The 15339-nt window shown below is 59.7% G+C and carries 15 protein-coding genes and 1 pseudogene; 5 read left to right on the top strand and 11 right to left on the bottom strand.

Annotated elements, in window-relative coordinates:
- Positions 1-93: 93 nt before the first annotated feature.
- Positions 94-1833, bottom strand: a complete 1740-nt coding sequence (locus BEN47_RS07790; protein ID WP_070726940.1) for an APC family permease — start codon at positions 1831-1833, stop codon at positions 94-96.
- A 200-nt stretch (positions 1834-2033) separates the two neighbouring features.
- Between BEN47_RS07790 and BEN47_RS07785 the strand changes: the two genes are divergently transcribed.
- Positions 2034-3269: an acyl-CoA dehydrogenase family protein gene (locus tag BEN47_RS07785; protein ID WP_070726938.1), complete on the top strand. Its 1236-nt coding sequence runs from the start codon at positions 2034-2036 to the stop codon at positions 3267-3269.
- 71 nt (positions 3270-3340) lie between these two features.
- Here BEN47_RS07785 and BEN47_RS07780 read toward each other — a convergent pair whose 3' ends face one another.
- Positions 3341-5053, bottom strand: coding sequence for an FG-GAP-like repeat-containing protein (locus BEN47_RS07780; RefSeq protein WP_070726936.1), 1713 nt, complete (start codon positions 5051-5053; stop codon positions 3341-3343).
- A 405-nt stretch (positions 5054-5458) separates the two neighbouring features.
- Here BEN47_RS07780 and BEN47_RS07775 point away from each other — a divergent pair, with 405 nt between their 5' ends.
- From BEN47_RS07775 to queG, 4 genes and pseudogenes are all read left to right on the top strand, one after another.
- Complete coding sequence (locus tag BEN47_RS07775; RefSeq protein WP_070726934.1) at positions 5459-6610, top strand: acyltransferase family protein; 1152 nt, start codon at positions 5459-5461, stop codon at positions 6608-6610.
- 9 nt (positions 6611-6619) lie between these two features.
- The gene (locus tag BEN47_RS07770) at positions 6620-6967 is read left to right on the top strand and encodes an HIRAN domain-containing protein (RefSeq protein ID WP_070726931.1); all 348 of its coding nucleotides are present in this window, start codon (positions 6620-6622) and stop codon (positions 6965-6967) included.
- A gap of 213 nt (positions 6968-7180) precedes the next feature.
- Positions 7181-8232 (top strand): annotated as a pseudogene (gene ruvB, locus BEN47_RS07765) (Holliday junction branch migration DNA helicase RuvB).
- A 162-nt stretch (positions 8233-8394) separates the two neighbouring features.
- The gene (gene queG, locus BEN47_RS07760; protein WP_070726929.1) at positions 8395-9330 is read left to right on the top strand and encodes a tRNA epoxyqueuosine(34) reductase QueG; all 936 of its coding nucleotides are present in this window, start codon (positions 8395-8397) and stop codon (positions 9328-9330) included.
- A gap of 53 nt (positions 9331-9383) precedes the next feature.
- Here queG and BEN47_RS07755 read toward each other — a convergent pair whose 3' ends face one another.
- The 9 genes from BEN47_RS07755 to BEN47_RS07725 form a co-directional block, all read right to left on the bottom strand.
- On the bottom strand, positions 9384-9599 hold the full coding sequence (locus tag BEN47_RS07755) for a hypothetical protein (protein ID WP_070726927.1): 216 nt from the start codon (positions 9597-9599) through the stop codon (positions 9384-9386).
- A gap of 213 nt (positions 9600-9812) precedes the next feature.
- A complete protein-coding gene (locus BEN47_RS07750; protein WP_239691539.1) occupies positions 9813-10364 on the bottom strand; it encodes a ferritin-like domain-containing protein in 552 nt (183 codons plus the stop codon).
- Positions 10265-10702, bottom strand: coding sequence for a hypothetical protein (locus BEN47_RS22020; protein WP_239691535.1), 438 nt, complete (start codon positions 10700-10702; stop codon positions 10265-10267). Before BEN47_RS22020 ends, BEN47_RS07750 begins: the two co-directional genes overlap by 100 nt.
- 25 nt (positions 10703-10727) lie before the next feature.
- A complete protein-coding gene (locus BEN47_RS22455; RefSeq protein WP_262490387.1) occupies positions 10728-10994 on the bottom strand; it encodes a ferritin-like domain-containing protein in 267 nt (88 codons plus the stop codon).
- The gene (locus BEN47_RS07745) at positions 10961-11455 is read right to left on the bottom strand and encodes a ferritin-like domain-containing protein (protein ID WP_083322237.1); all 495 of its coding nucleotides are present in this window, start codon (positions 11453-11455) and stop codon (positions 10961-10963) included. Before BEN47_RS07745 ends, BEN47_RS22455 begins: the two co-directional genes overlap by 34 nt.
- 159 nt (positions 11456-11614) lie before the next feature.
- Positions 11615-12568 (bottom strand): ferritin-like domain-containing protein, encoded by a 954-nt coding sequence (locus tag BEN47_RS07740; protein WP_070726923.1) that lies wholly within the window; start codon positions 12566-12568, stop codon positions 11615-11617.
- A 49-nt stretch (positions 12569-12617) separates the two neighbouring features.
- Positions 12618-13358 carry a ferritin-like domain-containing protein gene (locus tag BEN47_RS07735; RefSeq protein ID WP_070726920.1) on the bottom strand — a complete coding sequence of 247 codons (741 nt, stop codon included), beginning with the start codon at positions 13356-13358 and terminating at the stop codon, positions 12618-12620.
- 204 nt (positions 13359-13562) lie between these two features.
- Positions 13563-14399, bottom strand: coding sequence for a ferritin-like domain-containing protein (locus tag BEN47_RS07730; RefSeq protein WP_070726918.1), 837 nt, complete (start codon positions 14397-14399; stop codon positions 13563-13565).
- Positions 14400-14433: 34 nt separating this feature from the next.
- Positions 14434-15195, bottom strand: coding sequence for a ferritin-like domain-containing protein (locus BEN47_RS07725; protein ID WP_083322236.1), 762 nt, complete (start codon positions 15193-15195; stop codon positions 14434-14436).
- Positions 15196-15339: the final 144 nt, after the last annotated feature.

The raw sequence follows: 15339 nt of genomic DNA, 5'->3' as shown, positions 1-15339 counted from the left end.
ATACTAAAATTGATTAGTTGCGCGGTAGAGATGCTTCGGCTGCGCGGACGCCAGATGAGCATGACGGCCTTTCTTATTTTACTCTGGGCCTGCTCAAATAATCAGTCGCACGCCGCCCAGCTCCGAAATCTGATACGGGAACCGGTCGCCGGGTGAGCCGATGAACATGAAGTTCTTGGGGATTTTCCACTTGGCCGAAAGCTCCTCAATCAGTTCTGGGCCGAAGTGGCCTTCCATGGTCACGAAGTCTACTTCGATGGTTTCGTAGGCACGGTCCAGCACCCGGATGTCGCTCAGCAGCTCGTCGGGGAATTGTTCGCCGTCCTTCAGAAGCGTCACAATTTTCAGGCGGTTGGTAAACTCGTTTTCCACCACGTAGGCCATCACCTTGTTCAGGTTGACCACGTTGTCGCCCTTCGTGAAAAACACAAACTCCTGCTGGGAAAGCTCGCGCAGCTGCCGCCGCACCATCAGGCGGCCCAGCCGGGAGGCCCGGGGCAGGTGGCGCTCAAAAGAATCCACGGTCGAGAGAATAAAATTCAGAATGGCAATGCGGTTGAGCATGATGGATATCACGGCCATGGACGGCAGGAAATACTGCAGGAACACCACCAGGTACTCGGGGTGCATTTTAACATTGCCAAACAAGGCCACAAACACGCCGATGATGGCCAGCGTCACGGTGATAACGCCGGCGTACACGGGGCGCGGCAGGTTAGGCCGCTTGCGCTTGAGCAGGAAATTGCCCAAGGCAAAAAAGGCCATTACCGATAGAAACGAAATGGTGTACACGCCCGCCAGCGGCCCCAGCTTCCCGTTGGTGATGAGCAGCACCGACACGCAGAGCAGGAAAAAGGTGAAGAGGATGACGTAGTTGCTGCCGCGCTTGTTCTCCTTGAGGAAGAATTGCGGCAGGATGCGGTCCAGGGTCATGCGCTTCATCAGGCCGCTCACGCCTACAAAGGAGGTGAGCACGGCCCCGCTAAGCACGGCCACGGCATTGATGGAAATGAGCGTGCCCAGCCACGGCCCCCCCGTGACGGTGCCCATGTGCGAGAGCAGGGTTTCGGTGTGCTGCCCCACCTCGGCCAGCGGCAACACCGCAATGGCCAGAAAGGCAATGAGCGGGTTGAACACCGTGACCACCACCCACATGTTGCGCAGCGTTTTCTGAAACACCCCACGGGCCTGCTCCTCCACGAAGTTGGCCGAGCTTTCGAACCCCGAGATGCCCAGCATGGCGGCGCTAAAGCCAAAAAACAGCGCATTGACCACACTCCCGCCTTTGAGCGGCATCTGGAAATTGAGCGACAGATTGCTGAAGCCGTGCTGGGCCAGGTACCACACTGCCACGCCCACCAGCAGCGTAAGCGAGAGCAGGTGCGTAATGAAAATAACCACCGCCACAATGGCCGATTCCGACATGCCCAGAATGGTGAGCAGCAGAAACAGCGCCAGCAGGCCGATGGTGGCCCCAATGATGGGCAGCCCGTGCCACAGCGTGTGCAGGTAGTGCATGGCCTCGTTGGCCGAGAGCACCGCCGTGGCCATGTACGACAGGATAGTAAGGCAGGCCGCCAGCGCGGCGTTGCGCTTGCTGGTGGTGTTCAGCAGCACGTTGTAGGCGCCGCCGTTGAGGGGCAGGGCCCCCACTACTTCGCCGTATATTTTTCGGAATAGAAACAGTACCACGCCCACTACCACCAGGGCCAGCCACGCGTACTGCCCGGCATAGGAAATGGCCAGGGCCGATACATAAAGGCAGGAGGACGAAATGTCGTTGCCACATATGGAGGTGGCTTCTAGCTCGTTGAGTTTCTTATCGTGGCTCATAGTGGGCCTAGGGAAAGGCAAGAGGTAATGAAAAAACAAGTTCTACGGCGAAGGTCGCGTTTGGGGGGGTAAGTAGCGAAATTATTGCGACGCTTGCCGCAAATCTATCGGCCACGGCTGGCTGTGGGCAAAAGCTCCGCAGAACCACGCCCTCGGTCAGCTTGTTATCTTTGCGCTAACATCCCACCTCACCACCCCTTATGTCTTCCCAAGCCGACGTCCTGTCCCCGGAGTCCAAAGCCCACACTGCCCAGAAGGGCAGCACCAACGCCAACGGCTTTACCGATTATTTCGACCTCGATGGCCTGCTGACCGAAGAGCACCTGCTCATTCGGCAAAGCATCCGCGACTTCGTTAAGAAGGAAATTTCGCCCAACATCGAGAAGTGGGCCCAAGACGCGCATTTCCCTTCCGAAATCGTGCGGAAGTTTGGCGACGTGGGCGCCTTTGGCCCCACCGTGCCGCAGGAATATGGCGGAGGCGGACTCGACTACATCAGCTACGGCCTGATTATGCAGGAAATTGAGCGCGGCGACTCCGGCATGCGTTCCACGGCCTCGGTACAGGGCTCGCTGGTGATGTTCCCCATCTACGCCTACGGCTCAGAAGAGCAGCGCATGAAGTTCCTGCCCAAGCTGGCCAGCGGCGAGTGGCTGGGCTGCTTCGGCCTCACCGAGCCCGACCACGGCTCGAACCCCGGCGGCATGACCACCAACATCAAGGACATGGGCGACCATTACCTGCTGAACGGCGCCAAGCTCTGGATTTCGAACTCGCCCGAGTGCCAGGTGGCCGTGGTCTGGGCCAAAAACGAGCAGGGCCGCATCAAGGGCGTCATCGTGGAGCGCGGCATGGAGGGCTTCAGCACGCCCGAAATCCACAACAAGTGGAGCCTGCGCGCCAGCACCACCGGCGAGCTGGTGTTTGAGGACGTGAAAATCCCCAAGGAGAACATCCTGCCCAATATCGACGGCCTCAAAGGCCCGCTTTCCTGCCTCGATTCGGCCCGCTTCGGCATTGCCTGGGGCGCCATCGGCGCGGCCATCGATTGCTACGAGTCGGCCCTGAAGTACTCGCTACAGCGCGAGCAGTTCGGCCAGCCCATCGGCGGCTTCCAGCTCCAGCAGAAAAAGCTGGCCGAGATGATTACCGAAATCACCAAGGCCCAGCTCATGGCCTGGCGCCTGGGTGTGCTCAAAAACGAAGGCAAAGCCACCAGCGCCCAAATCAGCATGGCCAAGCGCAACAGCGTGGAAATGGCCCTGCACGTAGCCCGCGAAGCCCGCCAGATTCACGGCGGCATGGGCATCACGGGCGAGTACCCCATCATGCGCCACATGATGAACCTGGAATCGGTGATTACCTACGAGGGCACGCACGACATCCATCTGCTCATCACCGGCGCGGATATCACGGGCATTCAGGCGTTTAAGTAGGGCGACGCTTTCAAATCAAACCAAAAAGCCCGGCTGCTTACGTAGCCGGGCTTCTTAAATGTTTTTATCTGCTACTCCACCGCTAGCCGCCGCACCGCCTCGCCGCAGCGCACCACGTACACGCCCGCCGGCAGCCCCTCGGGCAGTGCCAAGCGGGCAGTGCCGGCCGCATCTGCCGTGGCGGTGAGTAGCACCCGGCCCAGCGCATCAAGCACGGCGAGCGGGGCCTTCGGTGCGGCCCCAGTGAGGGTGGCGGCGCCGTGGGCGGGGTTGGGGGAGAGGGTCAGTGCGGCCGGGGAGTGGCCGGCAGTAGTGGCCAGCGGGCCGATGCCGCCGTTTAAATAAACACCGATTGTAGAATTGCTGAAGGAGTCGATTATTATAAAATCGAGGTCACCATCGCCGTCCAAGTCTCCTTGTACTAAGTTGCCGTTGCCAATGCCTCGGCCTATGTTGACGGATTGACTGCCACCAAAAGTGCCACTGCCATCGTTGAGCCGGATGCTCAGTGGGCTGCCTTCACCCGCCAGAAGGTCCAAGTCGCCGTCCCCATCAACATCGCCTACCACCAAACCTGTTGCGCCGTTTGTGGACACGTCCTGGTTACCAGTAAATGTGCCCGAACCATCATTTAGGCGAATACTTACAGTTCTCGAAAAAGAATTAGCGACCAGCAGGTCCAGGTCGCCGTCGCCGTCTACGTCGCCCAGCGCCACTTTTTGGGGGTCTTGGCCCACTGGCAAATCAACGGCTCCACTAAAGGTGCCGAAACCGTTGTTCAGGCGGATGCTCACTGTTCCCGCAATTCCCCCACCAAAACCATTTGCGGTGAGCAAGTCTAAATCGCCGTCACCATCCAGGTCTCCTGTCGCGATATCGACTGCAAAACGGGCTGTGGGTATGTTTACAGGACTCGCAAAAAAGCCAGCACCGTTATTAAGTTGAATCCCTGACCCCGAATTACCACTTGTAAGTAAGTCCAGGTCACCGTCTCCGTCCATATCTCCCAGCGCTACACTCTTTACATCGCCGCCGCTTGTTAAGAAAGGCTGGCCGCTGATGAATGCGCCAAGGCCATTATTTACAAGCACGCTTGCTTCGGAAAAAAAGAAATTTCCGACCACCATATCCAGGTCGCCATCACCGTCAACGTCGCCCATGGCAATGCTGGCTGCGTTGCCAATGTTTGGGCGAATATTCTGCATATTGCCAAGCAAGCCCATTCCCGTGTTAAGGCGTATGCCCAACGTGCCGCTTGAGAAATTAGCAGTAACCAGGTCCAAGTCGCCGTCGCCATCTATATCTCCTACCACAGAATCATAAATGGCGTTACCTGAAGCATTTGTGACCTGAAAGCTGGAGGCGAAAGTGCCCGCCCCAGTGCCCCCCACCGCCGCCGTGAACTGTCCCACCCGGCCCTGCGCCAGCGCCCCGCCGCTGCTCGCCGCTGCCGTAGTCACGGTGTACTGCACCGTCTCGCCGGGCCGGAAATCATAGGCCGTGGGCGCGAAGCTCAAGGCATTCCCGCTCACCACGGCCGGCGTGGCGCCGCGCGTGCGCAGCCCGCCGCGCTGGCTGCTAAATACCTTTAGGGCACCGACCGAAGCAGCGGCCAGCGGCTGACTAAAACTCACAGTGAGGGGTGTGTTACGGGCTGCGGCTCGCGCATTGGCCATTGGAATGATGGAGGTGATGACGGGGGCCTGAGCCAACGCCACGCTAGGTGGAGCCAGCAGCAAGGCGGTGCAAAAGACTTGATAGAGGCAGCGGTAGGAGTGACGCATAAGCAGTTTCCGTAGCAATGTAAAAGAAGGCGGTGTCCCCGGCCGGAGGTACCACTTCAAATGTAAGCGGCTGGCGCGTATATGCGGCGACGCCGTTTAATCCGGGCTGGCGCGCGCCTGCGATGCGTTGCCGACTGGCGCCGAGCCTGCGGCTCGCCGGCGAATGAGTCCAGGCAGGCCCGTAAAAAACGCCCGCCCGAGCCGCAGGCTCGAAACCAGTCGGCAACGCGTCGCAGACGCGCGCCAGCCCAACAACTGCGTAACGTCGGGTAATAACACCCGCAACCTAAGCAACAGCGGCAACTTCTGCCCGCGGGCAGCTTTAAGTCCGGCGCTACGCATTCCCGTAGCTTTGCCCAACCACTTGCCGGATAACCGAAAATCAGTTGGGCTTGCCCCTCGCCGATGATTAAACCGCTCACCTCGCTACGTTTCCTGTTTGCCCTCATGGTGTTTGGCGACCACCTGCAATTCTTTGATTTCGCGCAGTACCCGCAATTCAAAGAGTGGCACTACAGCGTAATTGGCGAGGGCTTTATCGGGGTGAGCTTCTTCTTTATTCTGAGCGGCTTCATTTTGTCGTTGAACTACGACGACCGGCTGCTGAGCCGCAAGGTCTCGTTCCGGGAGTTTTGGGTGGCCCGCATTGCCCGCGTGTATCCGCTGCACCTGCTCACGCTGCTGCTGGCGCTGGTCCTGGAAATAGCAAACACCGAACAGGCCAGCGACTTCTTTGCCGACCCCGCCGCTTCCGTGGTCGCGTTTCTGGCCAATGCGGCCCTCATCCACAGCTTCGTGCCCGACCCAAACTACTTCTTCGCCTACAACGCGCCCTCCTGGAGTATTTCGGATGAGATGTTCTTCTACTTCGCTTTTCCCTTCATCATCCTCCTCTTTATCAGAAACAAAGCGCTGCTGCGGTACAGCTTCCTGCTTTTTCTGGCCATCCCGGCCTTTATGTATTTTTCGCCCGGCCAGGGACATCATAAATACCTCTACATCAATCCTTTCTTTCGCATTGTTGACTTTGTGCTCGGCATCTTCCTGCACCAGGTGTACAAGGCCGGTTACCTGGGGCGGCTGTACCGGTCCCGGGCGGGGGCCACGGCCATGGAGCTGCTCTCGGTCGGGGCGTTTGTGGCGGTGTTTCACTACCACAACTATGTGCCGGTGGTGTACCGCTATTCCTGCTACTACTGGGTGCCCATGGCCCTGGTAATCTTCTCCTTCGCGCACAGCCGGGGCTATATATCGGCCTTGCTCTCCGGCAAAGCGCTGGTCTTGCTGGGCGAAATCAGCTTTAGCTTTTACCTGATTCACCAACTGGTAATCAGGTACGTGGTGAGCCGGAACGACGTATACGACTTTGTTGAAGACAGCTATGTGCTGACGGGCGTCATCTTTGTGATAAGCCTGGGTCTTAGCTACCTGCTGCACAAATACGTAGAAATCCCCTGCAACCGGTACCTCAAGGAAAAGTACCGCCACAGTCGCTTCGCGGCCGCACCGACTGTGGAAGCCCCTACGGCGGCAGCAGAACCCGTCCCCACCGCGTAATTTGGCCCCATGATGAAAATCGTCACCGATTCCGAACCCCTCGTGCTGCTCGAATGCCTCGTGGCCGGCACCTCGCACCGCCCCAACCTGGAGAAATACGAGCCGAAGCTGAGCGTTGGGCAGGCCTTGCACCTCACCCGCGAGCCCGATAGCCACTACGACGACTGGGCCGTGCAGGTGCACACCGCCCCCGCCACCGACCCCGCCAACGTGTGGCTGGGCTACCTGCCCGAGGGCCGCAACGAAACCGTGGCCCGCCTGCTCGACGCCGGCAAAAACGTGTCGGCCCGCCTCAACCACAAATCCTGGGAGACTGATTGGCTGCACCTGGACATCGAAGTGCTGCTGCACGAGTAAGGCTGGTTTGGGAAAGCATGAAAATAAAGTCATGCCGAGTGTAGCCGAGGCATCTCGCATGCTGTACTAATCCAATCGTTGAACGAAGCGAGCGAGATGCCTCGGCTACGCTCGGCATGACTTTATTTTTGTGACTAAAAGGAGCTTTTTTGGCCGCAACATAGTTACTCATAAGCTTAGCAACAAGCAACCAATCATTTTAGCAATATCATCATGCGCGAAGCTTATCTGACTGGCGGCAACGAGAATTTTGACGCCACCGACAAGGACATCGATAAAGCCCTGCGGCCGTTGTCTTTTGACGACTTCACGGGCCAGGAAAAGATTCTGGAAAACCTGAAGGTGTTCGTGGCCGCCGCCAAGCAGCGCGGCGATGCCCTCGACCACGTATTGCTGCACGGCCCTCCCGGCCTGGGCAAAACCACGCTCTCGCACATCATCGCCAACGAGCTGGGCTCGGGCATCAAGATGACCAGCGGTCCGGTGCTGGACAAGCCCAGCGACCTAGCCGGCCTGCTCACCAACCTGGAGCCGCACGATGTGCTGTTCATCGACGAAATCCACCGCCTCAACCCCGTGGTGGAAGAGTACCTGTACTCGGCAATGGAGGACTACCGCATCGACATCATGCTCGATTCGGGTCCGAATGCGCGCTCGGTGCAGATTTCGCTGTCGCCCTTCACCCTCGTGGGCGCTACCACGCGCTCGGGCATGCTCACGGCGCCGTTGCGGGCCGTTTCGGCATCTCGGCCCGCCTGGAGTACTACGATTCCAAGCTGTTGACAACGATTGTGAACCGCTCGGCCGAAATCCTGGGCACGCCCATTCACGAAGACGCGGCCTTCGAAATTGCCCGCCGTTCGCGCGGCACCCCGCGCATAGCAAACAACCTGCTGCGCCGCACCCGTGACTTTGCCCAAATCAAAGGCGATGGCACCATCACCGTTGATATCGCCCAGTTTGCGCTCAACGCCCTAGACGTGGACGCCCGCGGCCTCGACGACATGGACAAGCGCATCCTCACCACCATCATCGACAAGTTCAAAGGTGGTCCGGTGGGCATCAGCACCATCGCCACGGCCTGCGGCGAGGAAGGCGAAACCATCGAGGAAGTGTACGAGCCGTTCCTGATTCAGGAAGGCTACATCAAGCGCACCTCGCGCGGCCGGGAGGCTACGGAGGCCGCGTATCAGCACCTCGGCCGCCTATTGCCACAAAATATGCGCGGCAACTCAGGCAGCCTGTTCGACGAGATAACAAGTTAATAGACTGACGTAGAGACGCGACCCTTCGCGTCTCCGGGGACGTGCAACATTACATCGTTCAACGCCCAGACGCGAAGGGTCGCGTCTTTACATCGGTTTAAAGACGGAACGCGCCGCCCCCAGCGGCGCGTCTCTTATTTTCGCACATTCCAACCGTTGCCCATGCTCCTACAGTCCCAATGGGCCCCTTTCATTAAGCGCCGCGCGGCGGAGCTTGGCTTCATGGCGTGCGGCATTTCCAAGGCCGAGTTTCTGGAAGAAGAAGCGCCCCGCCTCGAAACCTGGCTCACGCGTCGCATGAACGGCAAGATGGGCTATATGGAAAACCACTTCGATAAGCGCCTTGACCCGCGCCTGCTGGTAGATGGCGCCCAATCGGTGATTTCCCTGCTGCTCAACTACTATCCTGCGCCGGAAGACCAGCAGGCCGACGATACCCTCAAAATCAGTAAGTACGCCTACGGCCGCGACTACCACTTCGTCATCAAAGACAAATTGAAGCTACTGCTGGCCGACATGGAAGCCGAAATTGGCCAGATTGGTGGTCGCTGCTTCGTGGACTCCGCCCCGGTGCTGGACAAGGCCTGGGCCAAAAAAAGCGGCTTGGGCTGGGTGGGCAAAAACTCCAATCTGATAACGCCCGGCGCCGGTTCCTTCTACTTCATTGCTGAACTGATTGTGGACGTGGTGCTGCCCGCCGATGGCCCCATCCGGGACTACTGCGGCACCTGCACCAAGTGCGTGGACGCCTGCCCTACCCAAGCCATAACCGAGCCCTACGTGGTAGACGGCAGCAAGTGCATCAGTTACTTCACCATTGAGCTCAAGGACCAGATTCCGACCGAAGTAGCCGGGCAGTTTGGCAACTGGGTTTTCGGCTGCGATATCTGCCAGGACGTATGCCCGTGGAACCGCTTCTCTAAGCCGCACAACGAACCACAGTTTCAGGCGCACCCCATTCTGAAAGACCTGACGCCCGGCGACTGGCGCGAAATCACCCACGAGTTATTCACGGAGCTGTTCCGCCAGTCGGCCGTGAAGCGCACGGGCTACGAGGGGCTGAAACGTAACATCAAGTTTGTGCTAGAGGGCGAGTAAGCAGCCGTGTAGTGACGGCTAACTACCCATTCTGCCAAGCACATCGGTGCCGTCTACCCAAGGCTAGTGAGCAGGGCGGCGGCGTCGAGGCTGCCGAACACCCGCTTCAAAACTCTGCGATACACGCGGGCAAATTGCTGATAGCACCAGCTGCGGAAGTCCGGTACTTCGGCGGGCAGCAGCATTTTCAGGGCTTTACGCAGTTCTTTTTCGAAAAGCGCCTTGTTGAAGCTAACCTTCAACAAAATCATTTTCACGTAGTCCAGCATAGCAATAGAGTACGAATGGAAGGGGTAGATGAAGGATGCCAGCCGGCCTTTTCCTTACGGAAGAGCTTGACGTACACCCTGTACTAAAGATACGAAAAAGAGGGAGAGGAACGCAAGTAGCTTAGGCCACTGGTCGCGCTTCGCAATGCCCCAATACGCCAAATGAGCGGCCAGGGCCGCTCATTTGGGAAGGAATGCCAAAATCTTATAGACCTATCCGAATATGCTGAGTAGAGCGTTGGCCTGGGCCGTGGGCAGGGGCTCATCGAATGCCTCGGACAGCGCCACAAACTGCACCGCCGTGGCACCCGTGAGCACCGCCAGAAAAGGCACGGCCATGGTTGCGCTCACCAATTGAACCTCATTGGCTTCGAAGCTGTAGATGGACACCGGCGGGGTGATGCCGCCCGCTGGGCTGGGCACCACCACAGTGGGGCTGGGCACCACATCGGCGTTGCTGGGCCAGCTCTTCACCGCCACGCTGGCGGTGGCAGTGCGGCGCAGGGTGCGCACGTGCGAGGCGTGGCGGGCTTCCACGATTTGGGTGCGTAGCACTACATCGCGTAGCTGCCGGTCGGTGGCGAAAGCGGCCACCTGGTTGAGGTAAATGCTGGCGCTGGCGTCTTCCAGCTGCTGGGCCAGCTGCAGGAAAGCATTGTAGTCGTTCAGCACGTTCGGGAACAGCTCCGGATTGCCGGCATTGTTGCGGCGGCCGCTAAAGTCGAAGCGGGGCGCGGTGGGCGGCGTGAGGCCGGCCGTGAGCAGGGTGGTGCGGTAAAACTGCGCGTGGCCCTGCTGGTGGCGCAGCATGCGCTCAAAGTCGGCCGCACGGCGGCCTGCGCGGCCCCGGCCAAGGCGGGCGAGGCCAGCGCCTGGGTGTAGAGAGCCACCAGCATGTTTTCCAGCTTGAGTAGCAGCAGGACGGCATCGAGGGTGGTATCGGTGGGAGCGGCCTGGGCGGGCAGGGCTGCTGCCAGGGGCAGCGCCGCTATGGCCGCGCGGGCACCGGCCTGGCCAAGGCGGTGCAACAGGTCGCGGCGCGGGGCGGCGGCGGCGGGTGCATCGGCGGTGCTGAGGTGGTCGAGGAGGGAAAGCAGTTTCATGCGGTGGCGGTCGAAAAGGGGGCGCTTACGTGGTGGGCAGTGAGCTGGTGGATACCACGATGGGCAGGAAAAAGGCTTTGGCCTCTTCAATTACCTGAGCCGGGGTTTTGGTCAGACTCACGCTTTGCAGCGGGGCTGCGTTCACCACCACGTCATCGCCGGCAAACGAGCCGGGTGTGCGCAGGTCGCGCACAAACGCGGCGTGGCGGGCTTCCACCGAGGCTATTTTGGCTAAGAAGGACAGCATGGCGGGCGTGCTCACCAGGCGCATCGCTCCGGTGTAGGCCGCCACGCCCAGGTCTTCGAACTGCTGCGCCGCGGCCAGCACCCCCGCGCGGTGGTGAGGGTGAGCGTCGAGAAGTTGAACGCCAGCGGAGTGGTCCGGTTGGCATCGTAGGCGTTGGCGGCCAGCGCGAAGCGAATGCTTTCGCGGTGCACCACCTCGTGGTCGCGCAAGTCGGCGAAAAATGCTTTGTCGGCTGGGAGCAGGTCGGCAGGGGGCGCGTCCACTACTTTCTGGTAGAAGGCGGCTTCGAGCTGCTCCAGCAGGTAGAGGTAGTTGAGCAGGCCGGTTTCGCCGGCGCCCAGGGTCAGCAGGTTCGGGTTAACGGGCACCACGGGAAGGGGGTCGGTGGAGTCGCAGCCGGCCAGTACCAGCCCCACCGAGGCCGCCGAAGCGCCCGCTACGCGCAAGAAGGCGCGGCGCGGCAAGCCGGCGGGAGCTGAAGTAGGTTGAGAAGTCAAATCAGTCATCAAAAGAAAATCGGCTAGGCCGCCTAAACGCGGCTGCCGACAAAGATACTCCCCTCTGGCTCACAGACCGGCACCACACCACCGGCCACAAAAAAAGGGCCGCCCGCCGGGGCCGCCCTTTTTTGCCAGCAGGTACTGGCTTCACCAGCAATCCGGTGCTTACACAAACAGGCCCTTGCCCACGCCAATTGCCGAGCGGAAGTTGCGGACAATGGCCTTCACGGTCAAATCGTCCAGCGGCTCGTCGAACGCCTCGGCGACCGCAGCAGCCTTCAGGGCATCGGTGAGGGTGACGCCGGGCACGGTGGGGTAGGTGGTGGTGTTTTGCACGTTCACCGTGGCCTGCGTCACGTTGTCCTCGCCGGGGAAGTCGGTGGTGGTGCCGGGGCCGTATATGGGCGCCGTCACGGCGGGCACGGGGCCGCCGTTTTCGCGCAGCGAAACCCAGCTTTTCGGGTTCTGGTTATTGGCGCCGCCGGCAATGTCGCCGCCGTTGGTGGAGCCGGCCAGCGTGCGCCGCACCATGCGGATGTGCGCGGAGTGGCGCGCCTCCACGGAGTGGATGTTGAGCGCCGCCGTCAGAATGTCCTTGTTGGCCATGAGCTTGGGCGCGCCGCCTTTGTAGGCCCGCACGCCGGTATCCTCAAGGCTTTGGGCCGTGGCGTAGTACCCGGCCGCCGCGGCGAACGGGGCCAGCCTGTTGCTGGCCGTGTAGTCAAATGCCGCTACCGTGGGGTCGGGGAAAGCATCGGCGCCCAACACGCTTTTGAGGGCGTTGATGTGCCCCAGCTCATCGTCGCGCATGATGGTGACGGCGGGCACGTCGGCCGTCGGAATCAGGCCGGGCGTTTTCAGGCCTGCATCGTAGTAGTAATACTCCAGGTATTCGAGCTGCAGGGCCAGGTTCAGCGTATTTTTGATGTCGGCGCTCAGGCCGGTGGTTTGGCCGTAGGCTTTGTTGAACATGGCACCCAGCATCACGGGCATGGTGGCCGCCGTGATGGTTTTGCCCAGGCCGGCCATGTGCCTGAACACGCGGCGGCGGGTATCGAAACGCTCGTATACTTCGCCGTCGATTTTTTCGATTTCGGAGAAAATTTTAAGTAAGTCCATAAGAATGGCAGGATAAGTCGAAGTTTGGGAGAGGGGAAGGCAGCCGGGGCTACACCAGGCTTTTGGCGCTCACTTTCGAGCCTTCGGCCAAAAAGGTGTTGGCCGTGGTCAGCACTTCTGCTGGCAGCTTCGACCGCTCCTGCCGGGCCGTGGCGGAGGTGGTGCTGAAATCGACCACGTCGTTTGCCACAAAGGAATTGGGGGTGATGAGGTCGCGGATAATGGCCGCGTGGCGGGCTTCTACCGACACAATCTTGCCCGCGACCACCAGAAATTTTGGGTCGGTGATGAAGCGGCCCGCGCCGTTGTAGGCCGCCACGCCCAGGTCCTCAAACGCCCGGGCGCTGGTCAGCACGCTGGTGCGGTCGCCAAAGTTGATGGCGGAGAAATTTGGCGTCAGTGCCTTGATGGCGTTGCCGGCCAACGCCGTTTTGAAGAAGTCGGCGTGAATTTGTTCGTGCAGGGCGATGTCGGCAAAAATCTGCCGCTCTGCCGCCGCCGGGGCCAGGCCCGTGAAGTAGCCGCCCTTGAGAACCTCCGCGTAGAAGGCCGCTTCAAGCTGCTCCAGGGCATAGGCGTAGTTCAATACGCCCACATCGCCAGCGCCCACGTCCACCGTTGTATTGGCGTCAACGTTGCTGTCGTCGTCGTTGCAACCGGCTAGGAGCAAGGCGGTAGCACCCGCCGTAGCCCCGGCATACACAAAGAAGGAACGCCGCTTGATGGGCACGTAGAGCGGCTGCGCGCCTTGGTTGTCATCGGAGCTGGTAGGCCGAAGCGAATCTGACATAAGTGAGGAAAATTGGGGTAAGCAGAAAAGTGAACGGCCACAAAGCTAACCCCGGCACGTAGCCAGTGGCGTACTAAATTATCTCCGCTGAGATGGAACACAAGCCGGTCAGACAGGCACGAATACGAAAAAACCGGCTCCGCATACGCGGAACCGGCTTTTTCAACCTAGGTGCTTCAATAAAGAAGCGGGACAGTCTGTTGCTTAAGCGCCAACCAGGCCACCAGCACGCGAAGGAGCAAGTACCTCGGCTACGGTCAGGATTTCGTCGAACGAAGCCTGAGCATCTTTAGCCGTGTAGGTAGTGCCCAAGCCAGTGGTCAGGTTTACACCCGACTGTGTGATGGTGCTTTCGGGGATAGCGCCTTTGTAGTGCTCCTGGTTGTCCAGGTCACCGTCGCCGTTAATCCAAGACGTTTGACCGCGCATGGTGCGAATGCGAGCCGCGTGACGGGCCTCCACCGAGTGAATCTGCAGGGCAGCCTGAAGCGGGTTGATGGTACCAACACCGGTGATGGTAACATCGGCAATGCCTTGCAGGTCGCCAGCGCGGCCTTTGTAGGCCCGTACGCCGGTGTCTTCCAGCAGCTGGGCTACTTCCAATTGCTTGGCAAAAGTAGTGAGGGTAGCAAACGTGGCGGCTTTGAAAGTAACCGGAGCAACCGGCGTTCCGCCGATGCCGGAGATAACGGTTTTCAGCAGGTTCACGTGAGCCGTCTCGTGCTTCGAAATCTGACGGATGGAAGCCTGGTCAACAGCCGATGCCGTGGCGAACTGCGCCGAGGCAATCATCTTGTTGTAGAAGTCAGCTTCCAGGTACTCCAGGGTCAGAGCATAGTTGAAAACCTCCTTTGGGTCGCCAGCTGAGGTGCCAGCGTACGCTTTCGAGAAGAAAGCAGCCAGGAAAGCAGGAGCCGAAGCCAGGGCAGCGCGCTTGCTCACCGTGTTCAGCGAGCTGAACACGGAACGCCGGGTATCCAAGCGGCCCAGTACATCGGGGTCTACCTCGGAGAGCTTGTTAATGATATTGAAGAAATTCATGGCGAAGATTGATTACGATTGAAGGGAAGGGGAATTAATTAACGCCAACGGAGCTACCATCCAGCTTCTCGGTAATGAAGTCCTGCGCGGCGGCAAGCACTTCAGCAGGTGTCCGGGCTACGTCGAGGCCCACAGCATTCACGACATCGTCGGCTGCGAAAGAGCCGGGCGTTACCAAGTCGCGGATGTAAGCGGCGTGGCGGGCTTCCACCGACACAATCTGGCCAGCAAGCACCAGGTAAGCGGGCGTTTTGATAAGTTTACCAGCACCGTTGTAGGCCGATACGCCGAGGTCTTCGAACGTCTTGGCAGTGGCAAGGATGTTGGCGCGGTCGGTGAAGGTAGCAGCGGGGTATTTCGGGGTCAGGCCACGCAGGGTCTGGCCAGCGGCGTCCCGGGTGATTGCTGCTTTGAAGAAGTCGCGGTGAATGGCTTCGTGCTTGGCTATTTGCTGGAAGAAAGTAAATGCGGTAGCACCAAGGATAGTAGCGCCGTTAGGCAGGGCGGCTACTTTAGCGTAGAAGTCGGCTTCAAGCTGCTCCAGAGCGTAGGCGAAGTTCAGTACTCCCACATCACCCGAACCCAGGCTGATAGCGCCGTTGGCCGTAGTGCTGTTGCCTTTTGGCAGATTAGGCTTGTTATCGTCCGAATCGTCCGAGCAACCAGCTAATACCAGAGCCGAAGCACCAGCAGTGGCACCGGCATACATGAAGAAAGAGCGCCGCTTGATGGGCGTGTACAGCGGCTGGGCGAGCGTCGAGTCGTCGGAGCCACGAGGCTGAAGGTTATCAGACATGGGATAGGGGTGGTTGGGTGAAAAATTGAAAAATTACGGAATGACCACTCTACCCTACTAAACTTTAGGGCATAAAAACGGGGCAGTCCGACCTTTGGGGTTCCTACACACCATTGCCCGTTCTGCCCCGTGAAGCTAAGCCTC

Origin of the sequence: Hymenobacter lapidarius (genome assembly GCF_001816145.1) — a bacterium.
Classification (GTDB): Bacteria; Bacteroidota; Bacteroidia; order Cytophagales; family Hymenobacteraceae; genus Hymenobacter; species Hymenobacter lapidarius.
Note: the sequence above shows the minus strand (reverse complement) of the source record. Positions and strands in the feature narration are given on the sequence as shown.

Bases quoted from the DNA above. Each gene is read 5' to 3' on its own strand.
- BEN47_RS07790 (WP_070726940.1), bottom strand. From the start codon at position 1,833: ATGAGCCACGATAAGAAACTCAACGAGCTAGAAGCCACCTCCATATGT.
- BEN47_RS07785 (WP_070726938.1), top strand. From the start codon at position 2,034: ATGTCTTCCCAAGCCGACGTCCTGTCCCCGGAGTCCAAAGCCCACACT.
- BEN47_RS07780 (WP_070726936.1), bottom strand. From the start codon at position 5,053: ATGCGTCACTCCTACCGCTGCCTCTATCAAGTCTTTTGCACCGCCTTG.
- BEN47_RS07775 (WP_070726934.1), top strand. From the start codon at position 5,459: ATGATTAAACCGCTCACCTCGCTACGTTTCCTGTTTGCCCTCATGGTG.
- BEN47_RS07770 (WP_070726931.1), top strand. From the start codon at position 6,620: ATGATGAAAATCGTCACCGATTCCGAACCCCTCGTGCTGCTCGAATGC.
- queG (WP_070726929.1), top strand. From the start codon at position 8,395: ATGCTCCTACAGTCCCAATGGGCCCCTTTCATTAAGCGCCGCGCGGCG.
- BEN47_RS07755 (WP_070726927.1), bottom strand. From the start codon at position 9,599: ATGCTGGACTACGTGAAAATGATTTTGTTGAAGGTTAGCTTCAACAAG.
- BEN47_RS22020 (WP_239691535.1), bottom strand. From the start codon at position 10,702: ATGAAACTGCTTTCCCTCCTCGACCACCTCAGCACCGCCGATGCACCC.
- BEN47_RS07745 (WP_083322237.1), bottom strand. From the start codon at position 11,455: ATGACTGATTTGACTTCTCAACCTACTTCAGCTCCCGCCGGCTTGCCG.
- BEN47_RS07740 (WP_070726923.1), bottom strand. From the start codon at position 12,568: ATGGACTTACTTAAAATTTTCTCCGAAATCGAAAAAATCGACGGCGAA.
- BEN47_RS07735 (WP_070726920.1), bottom strand. From the start codon at position 13,358: ATGTCAGATTCGCTTCGGCCTACCAGCTCCGATGACAACCAAGGCGCG.
- BEN47_RS07730 (WP_070726918.1), bottom strand. From the start codon at position 14,399: ATGAATTTCTTCAATATCATTAACAAGCTCTCCGAGGTAGACCCCGAT.
- BEN47_RS07725 (WP_083322236.1), bottom strand. From the start codon at position 15,195: ATGTCTGATAACCTTCAGCCTCGTGGCTCCGACGACTCGACGCTCGCC.